Below are 24,655 nucleotides of genomic sequence, written 5' to 3' on the forward strand. Positions count from 1 at the left end.
CTAATCTGATGAGCTGCCCGCTATAAATACGCATGAAGACAGGATATTATGAAGGTAAGAAGAGTTTCTGCTTCAACAAAAAAGAAGAAAAAATGAATATGCTAACTAAGAGGTGGCCTCTATGAGTAGAAAATTAAAGAAAGAACTAAGAAATCGTTGGTATTCCGAGCTTGATTTTGAAATTAATCGTAGTCTGAAAAAAGAGAATTGGAGAGATAAAACGACACGCAACGCTCGTTGGTCTCAGCATCCCTTTGGACAAACCGATAGTGGCAAAATAGATTTTCGGGGTTTTTCTTTTAGGGAGCCTTCCAAATATCACCAATTATTCAATATGGATTTCTCTTATTCGTATTCACTGCACGAGATTACGGAAGGGTATGGCATGTCCCGAGGTGGGAGTTTCAGTTATTCAATAATGGAAGGATGCCTTTTTATTCATGCCGAAATGCCAGCTAATCTTTCTGAAAAATTTACGGATTGTGATTTTAGTAATGCAGTTTTTGTCTCAACAAGAATAAATGCCGATTTTATTTCGTGTAACTTTACTAATGCTAAGATGAAGGATGTTTTAGTAGGAGCCAAGTTTATTAATTGTGATTTTACGAAAGCAAACTTAACAAAATCAGCTATTCAAAGGTGCTATTTTGAAAATTGCATTTTTGAAGACACGAAGTTTTCTAGAACAAATATATCCGGCAGCACATTTGTGAACGCAAGACCTTCAGATGCTCAAATTGCCAAGTGTTCTTCTGCTGATAACTTAAAATTTTTATAAGGCATAAAAGCTTTAATCACAAAAACCAATTCTTTGAGAGGATAAACAGATGAACTATACATTTGATGAACGGGTGACTAACATACTACGGAAAAACGGATGGTATTCCGATAGATTTATAAATATTAATAACTTTCGTCGTATTCTAGAGGAGAAAAACTATTATTTGAATCAAGGTGCGGAGAAATTTTTAAGTAATCTAGGTGGACTAATAATAACGCATGAAGCTTACTCTGACATTAATGATACGGATGTTTCGGGATTTGATCCTACGAAACCTGCAGCATGGTTGGATCCAAAGTGGGTAAAAGAATGTTATGAGGATATCATTAAAGAAAAGTTATGCCCAGTTGGAGTTGGATTTTCAGAGCATATGGTCTTTTTCGTTTCCGAATCTGGTGGTTTTTATGGCGGCTATGATGACTATTTTTGCTTAATAGGTGACAGTGTGGAGAGTGGGTTGTTGAACTTATTTAATGATCATAATTTTATTAGTTTGAATTAGTGACGATTATATCCTAAGAAGAATTGTTATTTTATAGTAACTGATTTAATTGTAAACCATTGTAAGAAAAGCACCACGATAAGTCTAAACAAAAGGAGCAAGTTTTATGGAAAAATACGTAAAAATAGTAAAAATCGAGGATAATCTATCATTTTGCCTTAACATTAGCACGGAGAAGTTGATTGCAATTGGCGAGAAAATGAATGAAATGAACGAAGATGCTTATATGCATGGCTATAATTGGGAAGCATTTTTGAATTATTATTTAGCTAAGCATGCCCCAGATGTATTAGAAGGAATGGGCTCTGATCCGGAAGCAGGAATGTATGTGGCATATTACACGCTATCGCCTGAAACAGAAGCCCGAGCAGAAAAACTTGTCCAAATAATTACGAATCTCATTGAAAATGAAGAACTGCTCTATCAAATAGTTAAAAATGAAGGCAATCAGATTGATTGGGATAATTAATTGGAAACTTTAATATACGATATGGAGAACGCTATAACCGTTTTAATTACAATGGTTATAGCGTTTTTTATATAGAATAATACTTTATAGTACTTTCTGTTGTCCGCTTGATGGTAATTCTTCAAAAATACCAACAAGTCTAAAAATAGCACCAATTCCGAAATAAATGTGAACGATATGTGAACGAGAATAACGGAAAATGAAAAAAATTCCCATACTGTGTTCAAATGGGTGGCTTAGTGTTGCTATAATTAGTACTTATTGAGGCGAAATGAAACCAAACATCAAATAGTGAACGCAGCTAATTCTTCAAGATAATCACTATTACAATAAAATACCCCAACATCTAAGGAGATTAATCATGAAAAGAAAGATAAGTTCTATCATTGTAGTCGGGATATTGCTCTTTCAATCATTGAGCGCCTATCCATTTATCACTGAAGCCAAAGAAAATGAGCAAAATATAGAAACAAATACACCTTCAAAAGAAACTAAGGGATTAACTAATTCCTTAAAACAAACCAAGACAACGCTTAAAACAGGAGACACCTATGACAGTGTATTTCCTGACAGTGCGTTGGCTACAGTTATTGCCAAAGCTGCTACGGGATCAGTAGACACAACGCAGCTAGTAACACAAGAAGACTTGAATAAAATTACATCTCTCAGCGCCAATAGCAAGGGAATTAGCGAATTGACAGGAATGGATTTGCTAATAAATGTCACAAGTATAAGCTTAAATAGTAATCAAATAACAGATATTTCTCCAATAAATCAATTACCTAATTTAGTAAGTCTGGCGTTAAAGAATAATCAAATTAGCAGTATTACCTTAAATGCACAAAGCCAGTTACCAAAACTAACGAGCATTGATCTTGAAACGAATCCCAATCTGGAAGTTATGGATATCCAAGACCAACCCAAATTAGTAGACGTAAAGACTTCTTCAAATACAGGATTACGTCAGTTAACAACGGTGATTGCTAAAAATAATCCAGAATTAGTCAATTTAGGTTATTACACTATGCGAAATGTCTACTTTAGCCAAGTTGCAAGTTTAACAAAAGTCGAATTAGCCAATCTACCAAAAATAACGAAAGTAAGTCTTGATCGTAACAGTATTAGCGAGCTGGAAATTTCTGATTTAGCCATTGAAAATCTGCCATTAAATGGAAATGAACTAACCGATAACGTGTTCGATAACCTTCAAAATCTGCCTAATTTAAAAACATTAGACCTGTCCCTGAATCAACTAACAGAAGTGGAATTAGACAAAACCGATGTAGAAAATCTACCTAATTTGATATCACTAAATATGGAAGGGAATTCGGAACTAACTTCCATAAACGTCCAAGATCAGCCTCAATTAGTAGATATAAAAACTTCCATTAATACAGGATTACGCCAGTTAACAACGGTGATTGCCAAAAATAATCCAGAATTAGTTAATTTAGGCTATTACACTATGCGAAATGTCTACTTTAGCCAAGTTGCAAGTTTAACAAAAGTCGAATTAGTCAATCTTCCAAAAGTAACCAAGGTAAGTCTTGACCGGAACAGTATTAGCGAGTTGAAAGTGACTGATTTAGCCATTGAAAATCTTCCGGTACAAGGAAATGAACTAACAGGAAATGTGTTCGATAAGCTTCAGAATCTCCCTAATTTAAAAACGTTAGACCTGTCTCAGAATCAACTAACAGAAGTTAAATTAGACAAAACCGATGTAGAAAATCTTCCTAATTTAGTATCAATAAATATAGAGCAAAATTTAACACTAACTTCAATAAATATCCAAGATCAACCTCAATTGGTAGATGTAAAGACTTCTGATAAAACGGGATTATCTAAGTTAACAACAGTAATTGCCAAAAATAATCCAGAATTAGTTAATCTAGGATATTTTAGTATACAAAGTGTTTATTTTGAGGGGATAATAAGCCTAACGAACGTCGAGTTAGTCAACCTTCCGAAAGTAAGAGTAGTGCGATTAGATCGTAATAGTATCAATCATATCGAGCTGAATAATTTAGTATCTGTAACAGAAGTGAATCTAAATTATAATAAAATAACAAGTGATAGCATCGAGAAGTTTAAAGATATGCCCATACTAGCAACTCTAAATTTAAACAGTAATCAAATTACCAATATAGATGTGCTTAATGATTTGCCAGAAATAACTACTTTAAATGTCGAATTAAATTCCATCGGTGTTTTGCCAAGTAATCTCAAAACAAAAATGCCGAAATTAACGACACTCAGCGCTGTAAATCAAACAATTACTTTAGATAAAGTAATTACCCTGGATGATGCAGATTTAATTATTAATAATGAAATTAGTAATTTTGGTAAATTAAGCCAGCCAATCCCGATATCAAATTCAGGGACGTATGCAGATGGTAAACTAACTTGGTCGTATGAGAGAATCAAAAGTCTAACAGAAGTCAATTACCAATTTTCTGAGCGAGTTAATACGACGGGCATAGATGGAACTTTTTCAGGAAAAGTAACACAACCATTTAAAAGATCTACCGTTCCAGTAATTAATGCGGATACCGAAATCCACTATCCACAAGGAACAGAAAAAACAGAAGCAGCCTTTTTAAGTGATATTCATGCACAAACAAATGATGATTTAGCTATTAAAAGCGATTTTGAAATAATGGTGAACTTAAAGAAAGTAGGAACATACACCGTAACATTAAGCGCAGAGAATATGGATGGAATTAAAGCTGTTCCAAAAGAAGTGACCGTCCACATTGATCCTGTGCAAGGTGCAAATATAACTGTGAAATATGAAGACGAATCCGGGAATAAAGTTGCGGAAGATAGTATATTAGCTGGAAATGTTGGCGAAGAATATAATTCAAGTGCCAAAGAAATTTTAGGTTATACGCTAACTGAAATGCCAACAAATGCACAAGGTGAAATTAGCCTAGAAGAACAAACAGTGAGATATATCTATTCAAAAAATCCACTTCCCGCAGAAGATATTACAGTAAAATACACGGATGAAGAGGGAATGGAACTAGCAGCAAGTGATACATTATCAGGTCATGTGGATGAAGATTACGTTACAACAGCGAAGGCTATTACAGGATACACTTTAATGGAAACACCGAGCAATGCAGAGGGCAAGTTTACCGATAGTGCTCAAATAGTGACCTATGTCTATCGTGCGATTCAAGCAGAACCAATTTTAGCTAAAGAAGTTACGGTGAACTACCAAGACGAATTAGGGGTTAAAATTAGTGAAACGGAAGTATTAACTGGTGAGATTGGCGAAACATACACAACTGTGGCTAAAACAATAGAAGGTTATACATTAATTGAAACCCCTACGAACGCTGACGGGATTTTTAGCGAAACGCCTCAAACGGTAACTTATGTGTATCAATTACAAAATACCCCAATAGCAGCAAATGTTACAGTTAAGCATCTGGATGAAAATAAAAACGAGCTAGTAACAAGTGAGGTACTAAGTGGAACAGCGGGTGGAGCATATACAACTAAACCAAAGCAAATTGACGGTTATTCACTCGTGAAAGTACCAAATAATGCTAGCGGGAATTTCACAACAGAAGCTCAAACGGTAATCTATCTGTATAAAAAGAACACTATCCCGACTTCAAATATTATTGTGAAATATGAAGATGAAACGGGGAAAGAACTTGCCACAAGTATTGTGTTAAACGGAAACATTCATGATTCCTACACAACTGCACCTAAAGAAATTAAAGGCTATACCCTTGTGAAAAAGCCAGCTAACGCAACTGGTAAATTTATCGCAGCAGATCAAACTATAAAGTATCTGTATCGTGCGAATAAAGAACAGGTAAATCGAAATATAGAACTACTAGGGGATAATTCAAATGGAGATATTCAACCAATAAAAGGAAATATTCAACCAATGAATGGAAACCAACAAACCATCCTCCCTCGAACAGGAAATCAGTCATTAACTTTGATTTTTGGTTTGGGAATTTTACTAGTAATTCTTAGTATCATTTGGCTGTTCAGAAATAAAAGAGAAAAGAATAAATCTAAAACTTTCTGATAGCATTTCTTGAAAAACGTTCCTTAAAAAAAGGAACGTTTTTTCTTTTACCACATTTATAATAAGACTACAACTACTAAAAAGATTAAAACCACAGCATTTCTCGACATTATGTGAACGTTTTGTGAACAAAAACAAGGCGATTTAAAAAAAAACCTAATCCTTTGTTTAAATATTAGGCATACTGTTGCTATAATTATTAGATATAGAGATAAAATAATTTTACATATCAAATAGTGAAATCAACGCGTCCTTTCATATAACCACTACTAACATCTGAGGAGAATTAATCATGAAACAAAGGATAAGTACTATCATCATAGTCGGAATACTGTTTTTTCAATCGTTAAGTGCTTATCCTTTAATGATTGAAGCAGTAGAGAATGAAAATGCGAAGAAAAATTTAAATAAAAGCAACTCCCTAAAACAAAGTCCAAACAAAACAACACTTCAAGACGGAGATACATATGCAAAAGTTTTCCCAGATACAGCATTAGCCCAAAGTATTGCTAAAGCAGCGACTGGTTCTGAGGACACAACACAATTAGTGAATCAAGCAGATTTGAATAAAATTATCATTTTAACTGCAAACGCCAAAGGTATTATTGATTTAACGGGAATGGATTTATTGGTCAAAGCAACAACTATAAACTTGAATAATAACCAAATAACAGATGCTTCTCCATTAACGCAATTACCTAATTTGGTAAAACTAGATTTAAGCGATAATCAAATTAGCACCATTACTTTAAATGCAGAAAATCAACTACCAAAATTAACGACGCTTGATATCCAAAATAATCCTACGCTGACAGTTATTGATATAGAGGATCAGCCGAAATTGGTCAATGTGTATACTCCGAAGTCTTCAGGTTTCATCAATTTAACTACAGTAATTGCTAAAAATAACCCTCAATTACTTAACATGGGCTACTTTGGTGTAGAAGGTGTGTACTATGGAAATATCCCGACTTTATCGAAAGTAGAAATGGTGAATCTTCCAAAAGTAACTGCATTAAAATTTGAACATAGTAAAATCAAAAATGCCGTGCTGGATAATTTACCGTCAGTTACATCAGTGAGGCTACAAAATAATAGCTTACAAAGCGACAGTATCATTCAAAATATGCCAAAACTAATGACTTTAAATTTACTTAACAATAAACTGACAGATATTGATATGCTTAAAGAATTACCAGCAGTAACTTCTATGGATATCGGATTTAATGCCATTAGTGTTTTACCAAGTGATCTGCCAACCATTATGCCTAACCTAAAGATATTAACTGCAGGGAGCCAGTTAATAGTTTTAGAAAAAGTCGTTGTTTTGGATGATTTAGTTATTGATAATAAAATTAGTAATATGGGGGCAATAGTCCAACCAACTTCTATATCAGATAGAGGTACATACGCAAATAACCAAATAACTTGGTCTTATAAAGCACTCAAAAATCTTGATTTAGTCCAGTATGGGTTTTCTGAAGTAATTAATATGACTGGCGTAAAAGGTTCTTTCACGGGAACCATAAGACAACAAGTTAAAGCATCTACCGTACCAATCATTAGTACAGATGCTGAAATTCGTTATCCGCAAAGAATCGAGAAAACCGAAACCGAATTTTTAAGTGATATTCAGGCACAAACGAATGATGAAACGCCTGTGACAAGCAATTTTGAATCTATCGTTAATTTGAAAAAGGTTGGAAAATATGTAGTGACAATCAGCGCAGTGAATATCGACGGAGTTAAAGCTATTCCTAAAGAGGTGACAGTCTACGTTGATCCGGTGCCAGCAGCAAATGTAACGGTTCAATATGAAGATACAGCTAAGAAAAAAATTGCGGAAAGTGTCATTTTAACTGGATATATCGGCGAAGATTATCATTCAAGCGTGAAAGAAATTGCTGGCTATACATTAACAGAAACACCGGCAAATGCAGAAGGTGGATTTAGCGCGGGAGAACAGACGGTGACGTATGTCTATTCGAAAGATATTATCCCAGCTGCAAATATTACGGTACAATACGTGGACGAAGAAGGAAATGAACTAGCCCCAAGTGAAATATTACTAGGGAATATCGACGAAGTATACCAGTCGAGTGCAAAAGAAATTGCAGGCTATACATTAACGGAAACGCCAGCAAATGCACAAGGTATATTTAGCGCGGCAGAACAAACAGTGAGATATGTATATTCAAAAGACCCCGTCCCAGCCGCAAACATTACGGTGCAATATGTGGATGAAGAAGGAAACGAACTGGCACCAAGCGAGATATTATTAGGAAATATTGGCGAGGGATATCATTCAAGCGAAAAAGAAATTCTGGACTATACATTAACTAAAACGCCAGCAAATGCACAAGGCGAATTTAGCGCAGAAGAACAAACAGTGACATATATCTATTCGAAAAACCTCGTTCCAGCCGCAGATATTACAGTACAATATGTGGATGAAGCAGGCAATGAACTAGCAACGAGCGATACTTTATCAGGAAATGTTGACGACGACTACACTACAACTGCCAAAGTGATTTCGGGATACGGACTCATTGAAATACCAAGCAATGAAACGGGCAAATTCAGTGAAACAAGTCAAACAGTAACCTACGTATATCGCACGAGTAAAAACGAAGCTATTTCCGCTAAAGATGTTACGGTGCAATACATCGATGAGAACCAAAATGAACTTGCAATGAGTGATGTATTAAGTGGCGGAATTGGCGAAATATATTCTACTGAAGCAAAAGAAATTAAAGGCTACACACTCATAAAAACACCAGCCAACGCAACCGGGAAATTTATGCAAGAGGAGCAAACGATAAAATACATTTATCAAGCTGAAAAAGCGGATTCCATGTTCGAAATAGATGTAATTTCGGATACTTCAGCTGGAAGTAGTGCGATAACAACTAAAAATAAGCTCTCACTTCCTCTAACCGGAGATCTACAGTCAAATTTAATTTTGGGATTCGGCTTACTTTTGGCACTATTTAGTAGCATTTGGCTCTATAAAAACAATAGAAAAAAGAAAAATTAATATGATTTCTTACAAAAAATCTTCTCACGACGAGGAGATTTTTTGTTTTACGCTTGAATATCCAAAAACAGGGGTATTATACAAGTGTTCTAAAAAAAGCTAATTGAAGGAGGATTTTTACATGAAAAAAATGCTACCTGAGAGTAAAGTAGAGGCAATCAGAAAAGAGGGATTTTTAAATCGAGCTGTTGAGGCTTATCGGTTTTTCTACCCAACTGTTTCCAACGTATCAAATTTTAAGGCATTACATGATTTAGGAATTACCGAGAATCACGATTTTATTATTCAACTGACGACTCCTGATTTAAATGTACTGACACAAAATTCGGATACGCCTTATTGCCTTGGAACTGGAAACACCGAGAATGGTCCAGTTGTTATCGAGTTACCACCGGGTGCAATCGTTGGTGTGGCGGATGATATTAATTTTAAATTTATTACCAATATGGGATTAACCGGTGATGAACAAGGCAAAGGTGCTAAATATTTATACTTACCACCTAATTATGATGGCGATATTCCGGAAGGCTACATAGTTCGAAAACCTTCTAGTTATCGTTTCCTCATCTGTTTACGGGCGATGGTTCATCAAGCGAGTGATTATGAAAAAGCATTTGCGCTCCTTAAAGAAGTGAAATTTTATCCTTTAAAAGAAGAAAAAGATAAACCGGTGAGCACTTTCCATGATTTTTCGCATCGTAAAGCAATTTCTACACCGTATTTTGTGGAAGGGAAATTTGATTACTGGGAAGTGATTAAATGGGCGCTGGATAATGATAAGACGGATCCAGAATATTATCAAATGTACGGTTTACTAAAAGCAATTGGTTTAGCGCCAAACAAAGAATTCAATCCTGATCCAGATAAAAAAGCTTTATTAATTGAAGCTGCTGAAAAAGCGGATGAAATGATGTTCGTGAATTCCTTTAATACAGATGATCCGGCTGCAATCACTTGGCCAGGGAAGAATTGGGAATGGGCAGTATACGGGGAAAATAATGATTTTTATGAAAAAACTTATTTAAATCTTCCTGTAAGAGAGCGTTGGTTCTATCAAGCGACACTCGAAACCCATATGATGTTTATGCATAAAGTCGGATTTGGCTCTGTGTATATGCTTGGAGTGAAAGACAAAGAAGGAAACTATCTGGATGGCGGCAAAAATTATACATTAAAAGTGCCAACACCAGTACCTACGAGTATTTTCTGGTCAGTAACAGTTTATGACATGGACACACGTTCAGAAATTGTTACCGAGCAATTTATGCCAGCGCTTAATTCCATTAAAGATACGTTTGAAGTAGACGCAGATGGAAATACGACACTTTACTTTGGACCAAATCCACCAGAAGATGAGTCGCTACCATGGATTCAAACAGTTCTTGACGCCAATTGGTTCACCTACTTCCGTATTTACGGACCAACCGAACCAGCCTTTGATAACAGCTGGCAATTATATGATTTTGAAGAAGTGAAATAAACAAAAAGAAGCGCAATCATTTGCAGGTTGCGCTTCTTTTTGTTGTATTAATCGTTCAGTCCTAATCCATCTAAAATCGTTGCTTCATATTTCTCAATTCGAGAAACACGTGTTTTCGATTGTTTAGGAGCCGCAAAATAAAGCAAGTAAGCTTTTTGTCGACCGGGAGTGAGCGCTTCAAAAGCTGTTTGTAAAGCAGGTAATTGTTCAAATTTCACAAGTAATTCTTCTGGAATAGGTGTTTCAGCTCTTGGTTTAAGTTCTACTTCAAGACCCGCTTTTTCGACATCAATGGCATTTTGGATATATGCTTTTAAATTCTCTTTTTGATCAAGGATTTCTTGTAAATTAGTGAAGCGAATTTGTCTCGCGGCTTGCACGTTTTCCGTTTGCTGCACTAAAATATTTGCTGGATCACGGAGAAGCGCACCTTTCATAAAGAGCAGGGCACAATAATCTTTAAAACCATGGATTAAGAAAACGTTACTGCCGTTAATAGCATAACAAGGTTTGCCCCATTTGAGTTCTTCTTCTAGTTCAAAACCAATCGCTATCTCTCTTAATGTTTTGAATTCAGCTTGCCATTTGGATGGTTTATTTAGAAACGCATCGACTTTAGGGTTTAATTCTGTTTTTGCCATAAAGAATTCCTCTTTTCTACGCTTTTTCAATTTAAAAATAATTCTTTGATACGTGTTATTTTAACGCAATATGAAAGGCCTTGCAAATTTGGTCATCCTACTAAAAATGGACTTAAAGAAAGAACCTGAGAGTTACCCCAGATTCATTTGTTTTCATGATAAATTGAGCTGCCAACCGACACCAAACTTGTCTTTAACCTCTCCAAATTTTTCCGACCAGAATGTTTTGGCAAGTGGCATCACGACAGTACCACCTTCTGCAAGCTGATGGAATTGTTTCGTTAATTTTATTTCGTCGGATGTATCAATGACAAACGTAATATTGTCGCCAAATGTAAGTGGCATAGACTTAGGTACGTCGGAAAACATGACTTTAACCCCGTCCATGACTAAGCTAGCGTTCATAACTAAGTCCTTTAGCGAATCTTCTATAGGTTCTTCATTTGTTTCGATTTCCCCATATGTCAGCAAATCTGTACACTTTGTTCCAAAAATTTCTTCATAAAACGCGATAGCATCTCTGGATTGTGTTCTAAAATTCAAGTAAACATTTAACGTCATTTGAATTCCTCCTCGATTTTTATTCGCTATAGTTTTATTGATTTAAGTGTATTTATTATAGCAGATACGAGAAAAAAGAGGAAAAGTTAAGCCGATAAATGCTTGACTTGGAGCTACTCCAAGGTGATAGACTAATAATAAGATATTAGATACAGGGGGAGATTCACATGAAAAAAACGCTATATTTAATGCGCCACGGTCAAACATTATTTAATCAGCGCAAAAAAATTCAAGGCTTTTGCGACGCACCACTAACAGAGCTTGGTATCAAACAAGCCAAAATCGCTGGAAGTTACTTTCAAGAAAACAATATTGAATTCGACCAAGCCTATAGTTCCACTTCAGAGCGCGCATGCGACACGTTAGAGCTTGTTACAGATAAAAGTTACACTAGATTGAAAGGCTTAAAAGAATGGAATTTCGGCACGTTTGAAGGGGAGAGCGAAGATTTAAATCCACCACTTCCATATGGTGATTTTTTCGCGACATTTGGTGGGGAACGGGAAATGGATTTTAGAGATCGCTTACTCGAAACAATGGAGGGCATCATGAGCCAAGATAAGCATGACACGGTTCTCGCTGTATCCCACGGAGCCGCTTGCGCCCAGTTTGCCCGATATTGGGAGAAAACGAGTAAGGTTGGCAAAGTAACAGGTCTGAAAAATTGCTGCATATTGAAGTTTGAATATGAAAATGGAGAGTTTACTTTGGTTAATTTTATTAATCATGATTTTGATAGTGGAGCGCATATTGAAAGCGCCAAATAAAAAAAGCACTCATAAATGAGTGCTTTTTTCGTTCATTGAAACAAATTCTTTATTTTATCCAAAAACCCACCAGTTAATTCATTCGCGGTATCTTGCAAGTTTTCCGTAAGTCCACTTGCTTTATCTTGCAGATTTTCTGTTAAGTTCGTCGCTTCATTTTGTAGATTTTCCGTGACATTACTTACTTGTTCGCCAAGCTCAGATGCTTTGTTTGTTGCCTCTTCTGTCAGTGTTCCTAGGTTTTCCAGGGGCAGGGACTCGGTAACTTTATTCTTCAAATCATCTAAATTCATTGTTTCCTCCTTATTTTGGGGGCTTAGAGTTCATTCTAAAGGAAGCCGCGGAGAAGTACAAACAATTCGTTCCGTCATTTGTGAAAAAATATGGTATGATGATATGAGGAAATGAGGACTGACATGAATAATTTAAAATTAAGTGAAGAAATTAAAAGAGCGATTAATGAACTAGGATATACAGAAGCGACGCCTGTTCAAAAAGCAGTAATTCCAGTTGCCTTAACAGGAGAAGATATTGTTGCTAAATCACAAACTGGTAGTGGGAAAACAGCGGCATTCGCAATTCCAATCGCCGAACAAGTCGTTTGGGAAGAGAACAAGCCACAAGCGCTTATTATCGTTCCAACCCGAGAGCTAGCGATGCAAGTCAAAACGGAATGCACGAACATTGGCCGCTTTAAACGGGTTAAAGCAGCAGCCATTTACGGACAATCACCATTTGCCAAACAAAAATTAGAACTAAGCCAAAAAAATCATATTGTCGTTGGGACACCTGGCCGACTACTTGATCACATCGAAAAAGGTTCACTGAATGTTGATAAAGTAGCCCACTTAGTTTTAGATGAAGTAGACGAAATGTTAAGCATGGGCTTTATTGATCAAGTAGAAGACATTCTTAGCCGTTTACCAAAAGAGCGCCAAAATCTATTTTTCTCTGCAACAATGCCAGAAGAAATGCAAGATTTAATTAAACGTTACCAAGACGATCCAATGGTAATTGAAATGGCATCGGAAAAAACGAACCCGATTTTCCATGTCGAAATGCAAACAGACAATAAAGAAAAAACACTAAAAGACGTTTTAATTACAGAAAATCCTGATAGCGCGATTATTTTTTGTAACACGAAAAATCAAGTGGATGAGTTAACTGATTTACTCGATTTACGAGTTAGTAAAATTCATGGCGGCTTAAGACAAGAAGACCGTTTTCGTGCGATGGATGATTTTAAAAGTGGCAAGTCGCGCTTCTTAATTGCGACAGATGTGGCGGGGCGCGGGATTGATGTAGATAATGTATCACTCGTAATCAACTACGATTTGCCGATTGAAAAAGAAAACTATGTCCACCGAATCGGTCGTACTGGTCGTGCTGGAAAAAGCGGGAAAGCGATTAGCTTCGTGAAAACGAATGAAAATCCGCTGCTACGGGACATAGAAGAAATGCTCCAAATCACCATTGAGAAAAAACGTAAACCGACAGTGATAGAAGTAAGAGCAAATGAAGAAGCTTTCCACAAAAAACAACAAAAACGCCCAGTAGTCAAAAAAGCTCGCGGGGAAAAATTAAATAAAAACATCATGAAACTTTACTTTAACGGCGGCAAAAAGAAAAAAATCCGCGCGGTAGATTTTGTTGGAACGATTTCTAAATTAGAAGGAATTACAGCAGAAGATATTGGTATTATTACAATTGAGGATCATGTTTCTTTTGTCGAAATTTTAAATGGAAAAGGACCGGCAGTGCTGGAAATGATGCGTTCCCGTAAAGTGAAAGGTAGACGCTTGAAAGTAAACGAAGCTAGAAAACGATAATAATAAGAAAAGAAGGTCTCAAGTATGGAAAGGCCCAGTAATGAGCTTATTCTTATGGTATTGAATGTTGTTAAAAATCCAATATATAACATAAAATCATTGACCATCCACTTTTTGCAAACTGACATCGTTGGCGATTCTACAAGAAATGAGCTGTTATATTGTACTTATTGGCTTGAGTTTCATGGGTTTATTCAGAGAGACGAAAATAATAATAAGCAAAAGTACTACAGCATAACCAAACAAGGGGATTTTTTACTGCAAAAAATTAAAAATGAACTTTCATGATTTGTTCATAGTTTGTTCACAACTCTACGTTATATTAAGAGTAACCTTTTTTTTAATGAAATATCTCACCTGGCAGCATCCGTCTCCCTACTAAAACACGGATGCTGCTCTTTTTTGTGTGTAAAATTATGCTATACTAAATAAAACTGAAATAGAAGGTGACAACATGTACAAATACACCATTTGTTTTATACAAAGAGGCGATCAAATTTTATTATTAAACCGGGAAAAAGCACCTTGGATGGGGAACTGGAACGGTGTCGGGGGAAGTACTTATCGACTCCATTCAACGTGAAATCACGGAAGAAACGGGAATTCCTTCCGAAGACTATGAAATCCGGGATATTGGCGAAATGATATGGTTTGTAAACGAAGAATATTTAGGCGGAATGCATTTGTTTTTTGCGAAACTTCCAGATGATTATGACTATCCAACCCCGCGCGCCATGGAAGAGGGCATTTTAGATTTTAAACAATGTGACTGGATTTTTGACCAAGAAAATACGGGTGTAGTAAGCTATTTATCTTATATTTTCCAGCATGTACAAAATGACTCCGAACGAATAAAAATCACAACAAAATATCACGGAACCACATTACTACATATTAGCCACGAATCCTTATAAAAAAAAGCATTGCGCCCATTCGCAATGCTTCCATACTATCAAGATGTCGTAAAATAACTAGCTTCCCAACGACTAATCAAATTTTGCGCATCCTCAGTAGTTAACTTCCTATGCCCGATAATCTGCTCTTTAGCAATCTCTAGACTCTCAAAATGATCAATTAAACGTTGGGATGAGTTATTAATATACACATCACGCAACAAAATAGATTGTCTTTTCTCATTATCGATACCTCGAACACCTACGATATAACCCGCGGCAGTCACGAGTAATAATTTATTCATAGTTCTTCACTCCCTTTTAGTTGTTCATGCGCGCTACTGGACACTTTTTTTCTGGATAAAAACATGTAGATAAAGACGCAAATAAATGCGATAGCACCAGCGATAATGTAAATACCTTGGAATGAAAGAACATGATGAATTTCACCCATAATATAAGGCCCAATACCAAGACCTAGATCAAGCCCGATAAAGTAAGTAGATAAGCCAATCCCAATACGGTGCGGCTCACAAACTTTCAAACAAACAGCCTGTCCATTTGACATAAACGTCCCGTAACCTAAACCAATCAAGCCACCTGAAATAAGTAAGACAAGACTGGATGTTGCAGTACTTAGCACAACTAAACCAACTGCTAAAAATAGATAACTCGGATACATCACATATTTTTCACCTTTGGCATCAAATAGTTTGCCGGACATTGGCCGAGTGAACGTAATAACGAGCGCATAAACGACAAAGAAAAATGTCCCAGCACTTACTAAATTGATTTCTCTTGCATAAGAAGCAAGGAATGTAAGTACGCTCGAATAAGAAATCCCCATTAAAAAGGCGATAAAAGTAATCGGAATAACTTTAGTTTCAATAAAACTTTTGACTGTCCAAGTTTGTAACGCTTTGCGATGTTCTGTAGTCAAAACAATATTTTTCACTGGTAAGTAGAAGCAAAGTAGTGCAGTTAAAAAGACAATTACCGTGGAGAAAATAATAATCGTATAAAAGTTCGTCTTGCTAAGTAGAATCATTCCAATAAACGGTCCAATTGCAGCAGCGAGGCTCGTACTAAGACCGTAATAATTAATCCCTTCACCGTTTCGAGAATTAGGAATATATGCTGTTACAATCGCATTGGTGGCTGTCGAGGTTGTCCCGTAAGCAAACCCATTCAAAAAGCGAATAACGAACATAATCGCAATTGTCGGCATGTATAAGTAAGCCAGCGTCGTTACTAAGAAAAATAAAATCCCAAATCTTAAAACACGCTTACGGCCAAACAGTTCGAGCTTTTTCCCCATGTAAAGCCGTGCGAGAAGCGTTCCGATAATATAAATCCCAGACGCAAATCCCGCTTCGCCAAGTGATGCATTCAGCTCCTCTTGGGCAATAACGGCGATAATCACCATAAGCAAATAATAAACGAGATAAACGACAAAGTTAATCAATGTTATTAAGACAAAACCCTTGTTAAACAATTTTTCTTTCATAAATAAAATCCCTTCCTACATGTAATTTGTTATTTATCTCAGCGACAAACAGTATTATAGGGGAAATTCGAAGAGGATACTTTTTAATTTGGTAATTATTTCTGATATATACAAATTTGTATAACATATGTTGAAAAAATAGGGAATAGTATTTTGTATGATTAATATGCTTTAACTGGAATGACAAAAAGGAGGTTAAGAACATGAAGCAAAATATTCTTAATAATTATGTAAGCACAAATGATTTTCCAGTTATTACAAGGGGAAAACGTAAATATTTAACTTACGAGGGGCTTGAAGATTCTTATGTGTACATACTTAAAAAAGGGATTATTAAAACGAGTATTATTTCAAGGGATGGTAGGGAGTTTAACTTAAACTACATTAACAAAATGGATATTATCTCGCTGTTAAAAGATGAGTATTCCCAGTTTGCCAATGCGCCGTTTAATATTCGTGTGGAGTCTGATACGGCAGAACTGTATCAAGTTGACCGGGTGAGGTTTTGGAAAGATGTGAACCGCGATGTGGATTTGCAAATTTATGTCAAAGATTATTACCGGACGCGGCTTTTGCAATCAATTAAAAAGATGCAGCAAATGTTGATGAACGGCAAGCTAGGCGCGATTTGTACGCAACTCTATGAACTCTATACACTTTTCGGAGTGGAAATAGCGGAAGACCAATATTTAATTGATTTTCTAGTGAGCAATGAAGAAATTGGTCATTTTTGCGGTATAAATTCAGCGAGCAGCGTGAACCGGATTTTCCAGCAACTGAAAAAAGAAGGCGTCATTACCATGCAAAATCGTTATATTATTATTAAAAAATTAGACGTTATCCAAGAAAACGTGATTTTTTAACTGAAGAAAAGCACTGCAAATGACTGCAGTGCTTTTCTATCCTCTTTTTTTAAATGAATATCGAATTCTAAGTGTGATGAGTCCGATGATAATTAGCAAGCCGCCAACCATCAAATTCTCTAAGTCGCTAAAATCCCAAAAGATAGAGATTCCGATATTAGATAGTCCTAGAAAAACAAAAACCAAGCCAACAACAAGTAAAACCAAATAAGCCGGTTTAGATCTTTTCATAAGGACGCCTCACTTACATTAAAAATAATTTCCACATTATTGTAACATATCTTTAGCTAAACGACATTATTCGCTTGTAATTTGTTTCGTAAATCCTTCACCAACTACACTTTGAACGTCATTAATAATAAAGAATGCTTTCTCATCATATTTATTGACGATTTTTGTAAGCGGTAGTAGTTGATCGCGACTAATCACGATATAAAGGATTTTTTTATCTTGGCGCATATAGAAACCTTGACCGTTGAAAAGGGTAATACCACGTTCCAAATTCGCATCGATTTCCGTAGCAATTTCTTCATAATAGTCCGAAATAATCGTAACAGATTTCTTAGGATTATAACCTTCCAGAATGAAATCAAGTACTTTAGTCGAAATATAAAGCGAAACGACTGTCAGCAACATATTTTCAAATCCGATGACAAACACAGAAGGAATCACGACAAGTAAATCAAAGAACAGCAGGGCATAACTTGTGTTCCAGCCAAGATATTTATTAGCAATTTTCGCTAAAATCGCGCTGCCAGCTGTTGTTCCGCCACCGTTCATAATTAGCCCCATTCCAACACCCATCATTAATCCAGCAAAAATCGCGGCAATAATAGTTTGGTTTGCCACAAAAGCAAGCGGCTCAGAAAAATGTAAAAATATCGATGTGAAACTAATCGCGACAATCGTCCAGACAATCGTCATACGATCAAGAAACTTGTAACCAATAATAAGTAAAATACCATTAAAAATAAAAGTAGTGACAGCGGGTGTCCAGCCAAGCAAGTAATAAAGCATCATTGTTAGCCCCGTAACGCCACCTTCTCCTAAATTATTCGGGATGGCAAAAATATTGACAGCGAGCGAGAAAATAAGCGCCCCCGTAACAATTTTTGCGATGTTCCAACCAGTTTTATTTTTCATATCCATTTCTCCTTTCCACACAAAAAAAGACCCAAGAACACCTCTAAAAAGGCACTCTGGAGTCTTTTTATTAAAAAAGCATTAACTGACATCGTTGTCATTAATTGTCTCACCATAAAAAATTGCTATTCATTTCAACACAATTTACAATATACCATAAAAAATAAGCAGCTTCAAGCCTTTTTTAAGTATAAATAATTAGCCGAAAATCGCTAAAAATGGCATTAAATTAAGTAAAAATAAGCCTACAAGAACACTAATAACAATTTTGATGACAAGCGGTTTTTCACTTTCTGTTTTTTTCAACTTGTTTCCCTCCCTATTTCGCGCTTATTTCGCCCAGTGTACAAATTCATTTTTAAGTGGCATATAAGTGGCAGTTTTTTTCTTATAGATTTGATAAGCAAGTATAAATCCGAGAAACGCTGGAACAATAATTGCAAAAATAGTTAAAATAACTTTAGTCATAGAAAATACCTCCTCTTAAATCAAAACACAAGTGCAGACCTTACTACTATCAGTGTACCAAATTTCAGCTGATTTTGGTAATAAAGCGGGTTAACAAATTTCGGTTACAATTAAGGGTAAATGTGCTAAAATAGCGGTGGGAAAATTTGAACAATAAAAATGGAAGGAGGGGTGCAATGAAACATGTTAGAACCGCAGCAATTATCACTCATCGAAATAAAATTTTACTTCACTCCAACCAAGGTGAAAATTACTGGACGCTCCCAGGTGGCGCAGTAGAAAATGAATTGACGAAAGATGGCTTAAAGCGGGAAATGAAAGAAGAGCTTGGGGAAGAAGTAAGCATTGGTGATTTAAAAATAGTTGCTGAAAATCGCTTTTTGTATCGAGGAGAAGAAGTGGATAGTATTGAATTTTATTATTGTGTGAATCTTTGTCCGGATAGTGAACTGCCTGAATTAGCAACATTCACGAAAACAGAAGCATTTGGCCAAAACGAGGAGATGCCGTACGAGTTAAATTTTAAATGGATTGAATTAGATAAGTTGGATGAGATAACTATTTTGCCACCGTTTCTTGGAGTGGAATTAAAACAATTAGCCGGAAAAACAATTAAACATATCGAGTAAACTACATAAAAATCCCGCGAAACTGCCATTTCGCGGGATTTTGTTTAATTTGTTAAAGATACTAACGTAATTTCTTTTTTGCTAATGTCTAAGAATGGTAATTTAACTCGTGTGTCTAGACAATAAGCGTTGTAAAGTAATGGTTTTAAAGTAGTTGTATTGTTTTCTACTTGGCGAACAAAATTACCAATTTCTTGATATAAAATTTCAATATTTTTTAGACTACCAATTTTTGAATCAATGCGATTTTCACTTACATTCACATTGGAGTTCGTCACTTTTTCATTAAACTCATCATTGATAGCATCTTTTGTGCGTTCAATCCGTGTAAATCGTGTATCTTCCCAATCAATCTCGATGATATGACAATCGTCCAGTTGCAGGAAGTCACCAGTCCAAAGCTTTCCATCGATTTCAACGATCATTCTCGTCTCAGGAAAAACCTCTTTGTTACGGTATTTTTTTAGTAAATAATCATACATTTGTAATTGCGCTAAACAGTTATCCATGTGTGTCATCTCCTTATGGGACTATTATAGCATATTGTGATTATGTGAACAATCTAATTGAGAGAAATGAATAGATGGAACTGTAACTTTTTAACTAGTTATACAAAAGTCCTAATTAAAGCTTAGTAAAGAGTGAAAATCAGGCTCTGGTGGTATACTAATGATAAGATGAAATAGGAGGGAGACACATGTACAAACAAATGAAATTAAAAGCTACGGATGGATTAGATTTACATTTACATATTTGGGATGAAGTAGAAAATCCAGTTGGTGTAGTTCAAATTGTTCATGGGATGGCAGAACATGGCGCTAGATATAATTTGTTTGCGAAACGTTTGAATCAAGCTGGATATATTGCTGTGGCTGATGATCACCGTGGTTTTGGTAAATCTGCTTTGGATGAGGCATCTTTAGGGCATTTAGACGGAGAAACAGGATTTGAAAACATGGTAGAAGATGAAGTCATAGTTCGAACTTATTTGAAAGAAAATTATCCTGATTTACCTTATTTTATTTTTGCACATAGCATGGGAAGTTTCATTATTCGGACGTTTATGGCGCACCATCAAGTAGACGGGGTTATCCTTAGCGGTAGTGGTTTACAACCGACAGCTTTACTGAAAATGGGCCAAATTATTACGAAACAACGCGTGAAAAAAGATGATAGAAAAAGAAGTGGATTCCTTAATAAATTAGCATTTTGGGGCTATAATCGTCCGTTTAACGAAAATCATAACTTTAGTTGGCTATCGCGTGACGTTGCAATTTATGAAGCGTATGAACAAGACCCATTTTGTGGTCCAGTGGTTGGTACGAGTGGATTTTTCCATAATCTGTTTGAATCAATCAGGGTGAGTCAGCAAAGTGAAACGATAGAAAGTGTCCCAAAAGATTTACCAATATTGCTGCTCTCGGGAAGCGCTGATCCTGTTGGCCATTTTGGGAAAGATACGCCTAAAATTGCCTTAGCATTAGAAAAAGCTGGGGTAGAGGATGTTACGTATAAAATTTATGAACATGCTCGTCATGAACTTGTGAATGAATTATGTAAAGAAACCGTTTTTCAAGATGTGATTGATTGGTTGAATGCAAAAACAAGGTAGCCATCATTAGGCTACCTTGTTTTTTAATTGCGGATTTGACCGTCGCCGAAAATAATATATTTGGTTGATGTAAGCTCGGTTAAGCCCATCGGTCCGCGGGCATGAAGTTTTTGTGTGCTAATGCCAATTTCAGCACCGAATCCCATTGCAAAGCCATCTGTGAAACGAGTAGAAGCATTGATATAAACCGCTGCAGCATCTACTTTTTGATGGAAAGCCTGGCCGGTCGCATAGTCATTAGAAATGATTGCTTCGGAATGCTTCGTGCCGTATTTATTAATATGATTGATTGCTTCATCCACTGAATCGACCACTTTAATCGCTAAAATGAAATCTAAAAATTCATCTTCCCAGTCAGATTCAGTGGCTGCTTTAGACTCTGTTAGAATCTTACGCGCACGTTCGTCTGCGCGAAGCTCAACATGATATTCATTTAAAGCTGTCTCCATCGCGGGAAGAAATTCTTGTGCAACGTCTTTATGAATAAGTAATGTTTCTGCGGAATTACAAACAGAAGGGCGTGAACATTTGGCATTGACTAAAATATCGATCGCCATTTGTTTTTCAGCAGCTTTATCCACGTAAATATGACAATTTCCAGTACCGGTTTCAATCACTGGCACAGTAGCATTTTCAAGCACCGTTTGGATTAATCTGGCGCCACCACGAGGTATAAGGACGTCTAAAAAGCGATTCAAACGCATCATATCGCGCGCCGTTTCTCGAGATGTATCTTCAATTAATTGAACGCTAGAACGAGGAAAGCCAGATGCTTCAATCGAATCTTGAATAACGGACATAAGCGCTTTATTAGAGTCAATGGCATCACTACCACCACGTAAAATCACCGCATTCCCCGTTTTAAAGCAAAGAACTGAAGCGTCGACTGTAACATTTGGTCTAGATTCGTAGATAATCCCGATGACGCCAAGTGGAACTCTTGTTTTTCCAATAGTTAATTCAGCCTCATTTTTCCACATATTCGTTACTTCGCCAATCGGATCTTTCAACGCGACTACTTGTTTCACTGCTTCTGAAATCTCTTTAATTCGCTCTTCTGTTAAACGAAGGCGATCAATCATTGTTTCCGGCGTCCCTTTTTCCTGTGCACGAACGATGTCTTTTTCATTTTCTTGTAAAAGTGTCGCAGTGTGGGCAAGTAAATCATTACTTAAATTCAGCAAAGCTTCATTTTTTTGTTTTGTTGTTGCTTGTGCTAAAAATGGAGCTGCTTCTTTGGCGGCGCTACCTTTTTTTATGAGTTCAGTCATGTGAAAATTCCTCCTTTTTATTAGCGAATAACGTTCCAACTTGTTCACCTTGCATAATATTGAAAATAACGGTTGGATTTTTGCCGTTTGTTAAAATCATTTTTTGGTTAGAAGCCATACAATACGAGGCTGCAGAAAGCTTGGTTAACATACCACCAGTTCCAAATTCAGAACCGCGACCTCCAGCAAGTGCTTCGATTTCAGGCGTGATTTGATTGATTTCAGAGAACATAACTGCATTTGGATCGGTTGTCGGATTACTTTCATAAAAGCCATCGATATCAGAAAGCATAATAAGCAAATCTGCTTGAACGAGTTTAGCGACAATCGCTGAAAGAAGATCATTATCTCCGTATTTAGTTACATGCTCCAGTTCTTCAACAGCAACCGTATCATTTTCATTTACAATGGGAATAATACCACGACTGAGCAAACTATCGAGGGTATTCATAACATTTTCGCGGCTAATAGGGAAGTCAGTCACATCACGAGTAAGTAGCACCTGTCCAACGACTTGCCCATATTCACCAAAAAATTTACTATAAATATGCATTAATTCACTTTGACCAACAGAAGCTACTGCTTGGAGGTCGGGAATACTTGTAGGACGTACGGGAAGTTGCAATTTATGACAGCCAACTCCAATCGCGCCAGAAGAAACAAGGATAACTTCTTTTCCTTCGTTGCGTAAATCGGATAAAACCATCGCTAATTTTTCAATGGTACGTAAATTAATATGGCCATTTCCATACATCAATGTACTTGTACCAACCTTAATAACTAATCTCTTGCTATTTTTCAAAGATTCGCGCATTTCTATGACCCCTCTGCTAATTAGATAATACTTCTATTTTACATGAAAATGCGGATATGTCCATATTAGAATCCAGTTTCCAAGCTTTGCATAGATGATTTTTAGTAAAAAAAGAAGCCCTAAGAAATTTTCTTAGGACTCTTTTGATTATTTAGCGGCTTTACTCGCGGCTGAAATTGCGGAAACTTGTTTCAAGCCTTTGCTAATTAGACGCAAGATAACGAACCAAACAATAACGATTAGAACAATTTGTTTAAACGCGATTGCTGGTAGTGGATTGAATGGGCAATCCCAAGCGAAATGCAGCGCAATCGGAATAATAAACCATTTCCAAAACGTACCTGTGAAAATGTGGTGCATACCAAGTTTTTGATCACCTTTAGCGATAACAAGAGCGGCACCAGTAATTGCGGCCCATACAACATGGCCACCGATAGACTGCCAACCACGGCTAAAGATGACATTCATCATTGTTTCGCCGGCAATATGAATATCTTTGAATAAGAATGCAGCATCGACACTATAATTAAACGCATAACCAAGTGATTCGAAAGCAGCGAACCCAGCCCCAACAGCAGCACCAATAAGTAAACCGTTTAAAATATATTTCGAGTTTAACGAACGAATGAAGAGAGCAACAATAATCATTTTCCCAGTTTCTTCAATGAAACCAACCAAAAGGGCATTAAAGTAATTTAATTTTCCAACTGGAATAATGGAGTAGATAACAAGTGTTGCAACAAGTGCTGCGACACCGCCAATGAAGAACATCTTCACGACATCAAAAACGCTGATGTTCCGAGGTGCATTCGTTTCGAAAAAGAATAATAAGACAGAAAACGGAACTGCAAATGAACCAATAACCATAAGTCCAGGTATCGTATTGCTATTTTCAAACAAATATGTACAAGCTAGAAGTAAAAAATACGTAATGATTAACACTAAGAAAACTCTGGAAAATACCCAAGGATGTGGCCAAGTATGTGGAATATCGCTCGTCGCTGGTGTTGTATACTTGGTTCCAGCGATAAAGACTTTTTCACCTTCTTCTTTGGAATGCTTTTTAAACACAGCAGAGAAGAGATTACCAATCTTGAGTTCGGAATTCCCGTGATTTCCAGTATGTTGATGTAATTCTGTTTGCTTAAACGCAACCCATTCTGGATGAGGGGATCTTTGGACCAATGTAAGATCATTAATTTCCTTCTTCCTATATAGAGCAATCATCTCTACATTCGTAAAAGGTCCAACTCTTTGTTCGTTCTTTTTGAAGTACCATTCTGACAAATGAAACTCCCCCTTTAACTTTTTAGTTTGACTCCATTAATTATTCC

Annotated in this window: 24 protein-coding genes and 1 pseudogene; 13 read left to right on the forward strand and 12 right to left on the reverse strand. The window is 36.4% G+C overall.

Annotated features, from left to right (window positions below; genetic code table 11):
• The first annotated feature begins 121 nt into the window (after positions 1–121).
• From HCX62_RS04780 to HCX62_RS04805, 6 genes are all read left to right on the forward strand, one after another.
• Complete coding sequence (locus tag HCX62_RS04780; RefSeq protein ID WP_185637292.1) at positions 122–778, forward strand: pentapeptide repeat-containing protein; 657 nt, start codon at positions 122–124, stop codon at positions 776–778.
• Positions 779–827: 49 nt separating this feature from the next.
• Complete coding sequence (locus HCX62_RS04785; RefSeq protein ID WP_185637294.1) at positions 828–1,283, forward strand: SUKH-3 domain-containing protein; 456 nt, start codon at positions 828–830, stop codon at positions 1,281–1,283.
• 106 nt (positions 1,284–1,389) lie between these two features.
• Positions 1,390–1,752 (forward strand): Imm51 family immunity protein, encoded by a 363-nt coding sequence (locus tag HCX62_RS04790; RefSeq protein WP_185637296.1) that lies wholly within the window; start codon positions 1,390–1,392, stop codon positions 1,750–1,752.
• A gap of 361 nt (positions 1,753–2,113) precedes the next feature.
• Positions 2,114–5,806 carry a MucBP domain-containing protein gene (locus HCX62_RS04795; protein ID WP_185637298.1) on the forward strand — a complete coding sequence of 1,231 codons (3,693 nt, stop codon included), beginning with the start codon at positions 2,114–2,116 and terminating at the stop codon, positions 5,804–5,806.
• 292 nt (positions 5,807–6,098) lie between these two features.
• Positions 6,099–8,843, forward strand: a complete 2,745-nt coding sequence (locus HCX62_RS04800) for a MucBP domain-containing protein (RefSeq protein ID WP_185637300.1) — start codon at positions 6,099–6,101, stop codon at positions 8,841–8,843.
• Positions 8,844–8,964: 121 nt separating this feature from the next.
• Positions 8,965–10,323 carry a DUF1254 domain-containing protein gene (locus HCX62_RS04805; RefSeq protein ID WP_185637302.1) on the forward strand — a complete coding sequence of 453 codons (1,359 nt, stop codon included), beginning with the start codon at positions 8,965–8,967 and terminating at the stop codon, positions 10,321–10,323.
• A gap of 47 nt (positions 10,324–10,370) precedes the next feature.
• Here the strand turns inward: HCX62_RS04805 and HCX62_RS04810 are convergent, their stop codons facing one another.
• Both HCX62_RS04810 and HCX62_RS04815 read right to left on the reverse strand, forming a co-directional pair.
• On the reverse strand, positions 10,371–10,964 hold the full coding sequence (locus HCX62_RS04810) for a YdeI/OmpD-associated family protein (protein ID WP_185637304.1): 594 nt from the start codon (positions 10,962–10,964) through the stop codon (positions 10,371–10,373).
• A 153-nt stretch (positions 10,965–11,117) separates the two neighbouring features.
• Positions 11,118–11,525: a VOC family protein gene (locus HCX62_RS04815; protein WP_185637307.1), complete on the reverse strand. Its 408-nt coding sequence runs from the start codon at positions 11,523–11,525 to the stop codon at positions 11,118–11,120.
• A gap of 167 nt (positions 11,526–11,692) precedes the next feature.
• Between HCX62_RS04815 and HCX62_RS04820 the strand changes: the two genes are divergently transcribed.
• Complete coding sequence (locus HCX62_RS04820; protein WP_185637309.1) at positions 11,693–12,292, forward strand: histidine phosphatase family protein; 600 nt, start codon at positions 11,693–11,695, stop codon at positions 12,290–12,292.
• Positions 12,293–12,324: 32 nt separating this feature from the next.
• Here HCX62_RS04820 and HCX62_RS04825 read toward each other — a convergent pair whose 3' ends face one another.
• Complete coding sequence (locus HCX62_RS04825) at positions 12,325–12,585, reverse strand: hypothetical protein (RefSeq protein ID WP_185637310.1); 261 nt, start codon at positions 12,583–12,585, stop codon at positions 12,325–12,327.
• Between the two features lie 123 nt (positions 12,586–12,708).
• Between HCX62_RS04825 and dbpA the strand changes: the two genes are divergently transcribed.
• The 3 genes and pseudogenes from dbpA to HCX62_RS04840 all read left to right on the forward strand — a co-directional run bounded on the left by dbpA (position 12,709) and on the right by HCX62_RS04840 (position 15,035).
• A complete protein-coding gene (gene dbpA / locus HCX62_RS04830; RefSeq protein WP_185637312.1) occupies positions 12,709–14,121 on the forward strand; it encodes an ATP-dependent RNA helicase DbpA in 1,413 nt (470 codons plus the stop codon).
• Positions 14,122–14,145: 24 nt separating this feature from the next.
• A complete protein-coding gene (locus HCX62_RS04835) occupies positions 14,146–14,409 on the forward strand; it encodes a DUF3116 family protein (RefSeq protein WP_185637314.1) in 264 nt (87 codons plus the stop codon).
• 166 nt (positions 14,410–14,575) lie between these two features.
• A pseudogene (locus HCX62_RS04840) lies at positions 14,576–15,035 on the forward strand (NUDIX hydrolase).
• Positions 15,036–15,073: 38 nt separating this feature from the next.
• Here the strand turns inward: HCX62_RS04840 and HCX62_RS04845 are convergent.
• Together HCX62_RS04845 and HCX62_RS04850 are read right to left on the reverse strand one after the other, a co-directional pair.
• A complete protein-coding gene (locus HCX62_RS04845) occupies positions 15,074–15,319 on the reverse strand; it encodes a hypothetical protein (protein WP_185637316.1) in 246 nt (81 codons plus the stop codon).
• Entirely contained in the window at positions 15,316–16,521 is a 1,206-nt protein-coding gene (locus tag HCX62_RS04850; protein ID WP_185637318.1) for an MFS transporter, read from the reverse strand. Before HCX62_RS04850 ends, HCX62_RS04845 begins: the two co-directional genes overlap by 4 nt.
• A 203-nt stretch (positions 16,522–16,724) precedes the next feature.
• On the opposite strand from HCX62_RS04850, the gene HCX62_RS04855 reads away from it, so the two are divergent.
• Complete coding sequence (locus HCX62_RS04855) at positions 16,725–17,384, forward strand: Crp/Fnr family transcriptional regulator (protein WP_185480021.1); 660 nt, start codon at positions 16,725–16,727, stop codon at positions 17,382–17,384.
• A 36-nt stretch (positions 17,385–17,420) separates the two neighbouring features.
• Here the strand turns inward: HCX62_RS04855 and HCX62_RS04860 are convergent, their stop codons facing one another.
• From HCX62_RS04860 to HCX62_RS04870, 3 genes are all read right to left on the reverse strand, one after another.
• Positions 17,421–17,615 carry a hypothetical protein gene (locus HCX62_RS04860; protein WP_185506774.1) on the reverse strand — a complete coding sequence of 65 codons (195 nt, stop codon included), beginning with the start codon at positions 17,613–17,615 and terminating at the stop codon, positions 17,421–17,423.
• 66 nt (positions 17,616–17,681) lie between these two features.
• Complete coding sequence (locus HCX62_RS04865) at positions 17,682–18,527, reverse strand: YitT family protein (protein WP_185637320.1); 846 nt, start codon at positions 18,525–18,527, stop codon at positions 17,682–17,684.
• Between the two features lie 330 nt (positions 18,528–18,857).
• On the reverse strand, positions 18,858–18,995 hold the full coding sequence (locus HCX62_RS04870; protein ID WP_003723553.1) for a hypothetical protein: 138 nt from the start codon (positions 18,993–18,995) through the stop codon (positions 18,858–18,860).
• A gap of 176 nt (positions 18,996–19,171) precedes the next feature.
• On the opposite strand from HCX62_RS04870, the gene HCX62_RS04875 reads away from it, so the two are divergent.
• On the forward strand, positions 19,172–19,624 hold the full coding sequence (locus HCX62_RS04875) for an NUDIX hydrolase (protein ID WP_185637322.1): 453 nt from the start codon (positions 19,172–19,174) through the stop codon (positions 19,622–19,624).
• Positions 19,625–19,668: 44 nt separating this feature from the next.
• Here HCX62_RS04875 and HCX62_RS04880 read toward each other — a convergent pair whose 3' ends face one another.
• Positions 19,669–20,133, reverse strand: a complete 465-nt coding sequence (locus HCX62_RS04880) for a hypothetical protein (protein ID WP_185637324.1) — start codon at positions 20,131–20,133, stop codon at positions 19,669–19,671.
• A gap of 188 nt (positions 20,134–20,321) precedes the next feature.
• Here HCX62_RS04880 and HCX62_RS04885 point away from each other — a divergent pair, with 188 nt between their 5' ends.
• Entirely contained in the window at positions 20,322–21,236 is a 915-nt protein-coding gene (locus tag HCX62_RS04885; protein WP_185637326.1) for an alpha/beta fold hydrolase, read from the forward strand.
• A 23-nt stretch (positions 21,237–21,259) separates the two neighbouring features.
• Here HCX62_RS04885 and HCX62_RS04890 read toward each other — a convergent pair whose 3' ends face one another.
• The 3 genes from HCX62_RS04890 to HCX62_RS04900 all read right to left on the reverse strand — a co-directional run bounded on the left by HCX62_RS04890 (position 21,260) and on the right by HCX62_RS04900 (position 24,608).
• The gene (locus HCX62_RS04890) at positions 21,260–22,507 is read right to left on the reverse strand and encodes a glutamate-5-semialdehyde dehydrogenase (protein WP_185637328.1); all 1,248 of its coding nucleotides are present in this window, start codon (positions 22,505–22,507) and stop codon (positions 21,260–21,262) included.
• Positions 22,500–23,321 carry a glutamate 5-kinase gene (gene proB / locus HCX62_RS04895; protein ID WP_185637330.1) on the reverse strand — a complete coding sequence of 274 codons (822 nt, stop codon included), beginning with the start codon at positions 23,319–23,321 and terminating at the stop codon, positions 22,500–22,502. The genes HCX62_RS04890 and proB overlap by 8 nt, the downstream gene beginning before the upstream one ends.
• Before the next feature lie 147 nt (positions 23,322–23,468).
• Entirely contained in the window at positions 23,469–24,608 is a 1,140-nt protein-coding gene (locus HCX62_RS04900; protein WP_185637332.1) for a PrsW family glutamic-type intramembrane protease, read from the reverse strand.
• Positions 24,609–24,655 lie beyond the last annotated feature (47 nt).

Source organism: Listeria swaminathanii, from assembly GCF_014229645.1.
Taxonomy (GTDB): Bacteria; Bacillota; Bacilli; order Lactobacillales; family Listeriaceae; genus Listeria; species Listeria swaminathanii.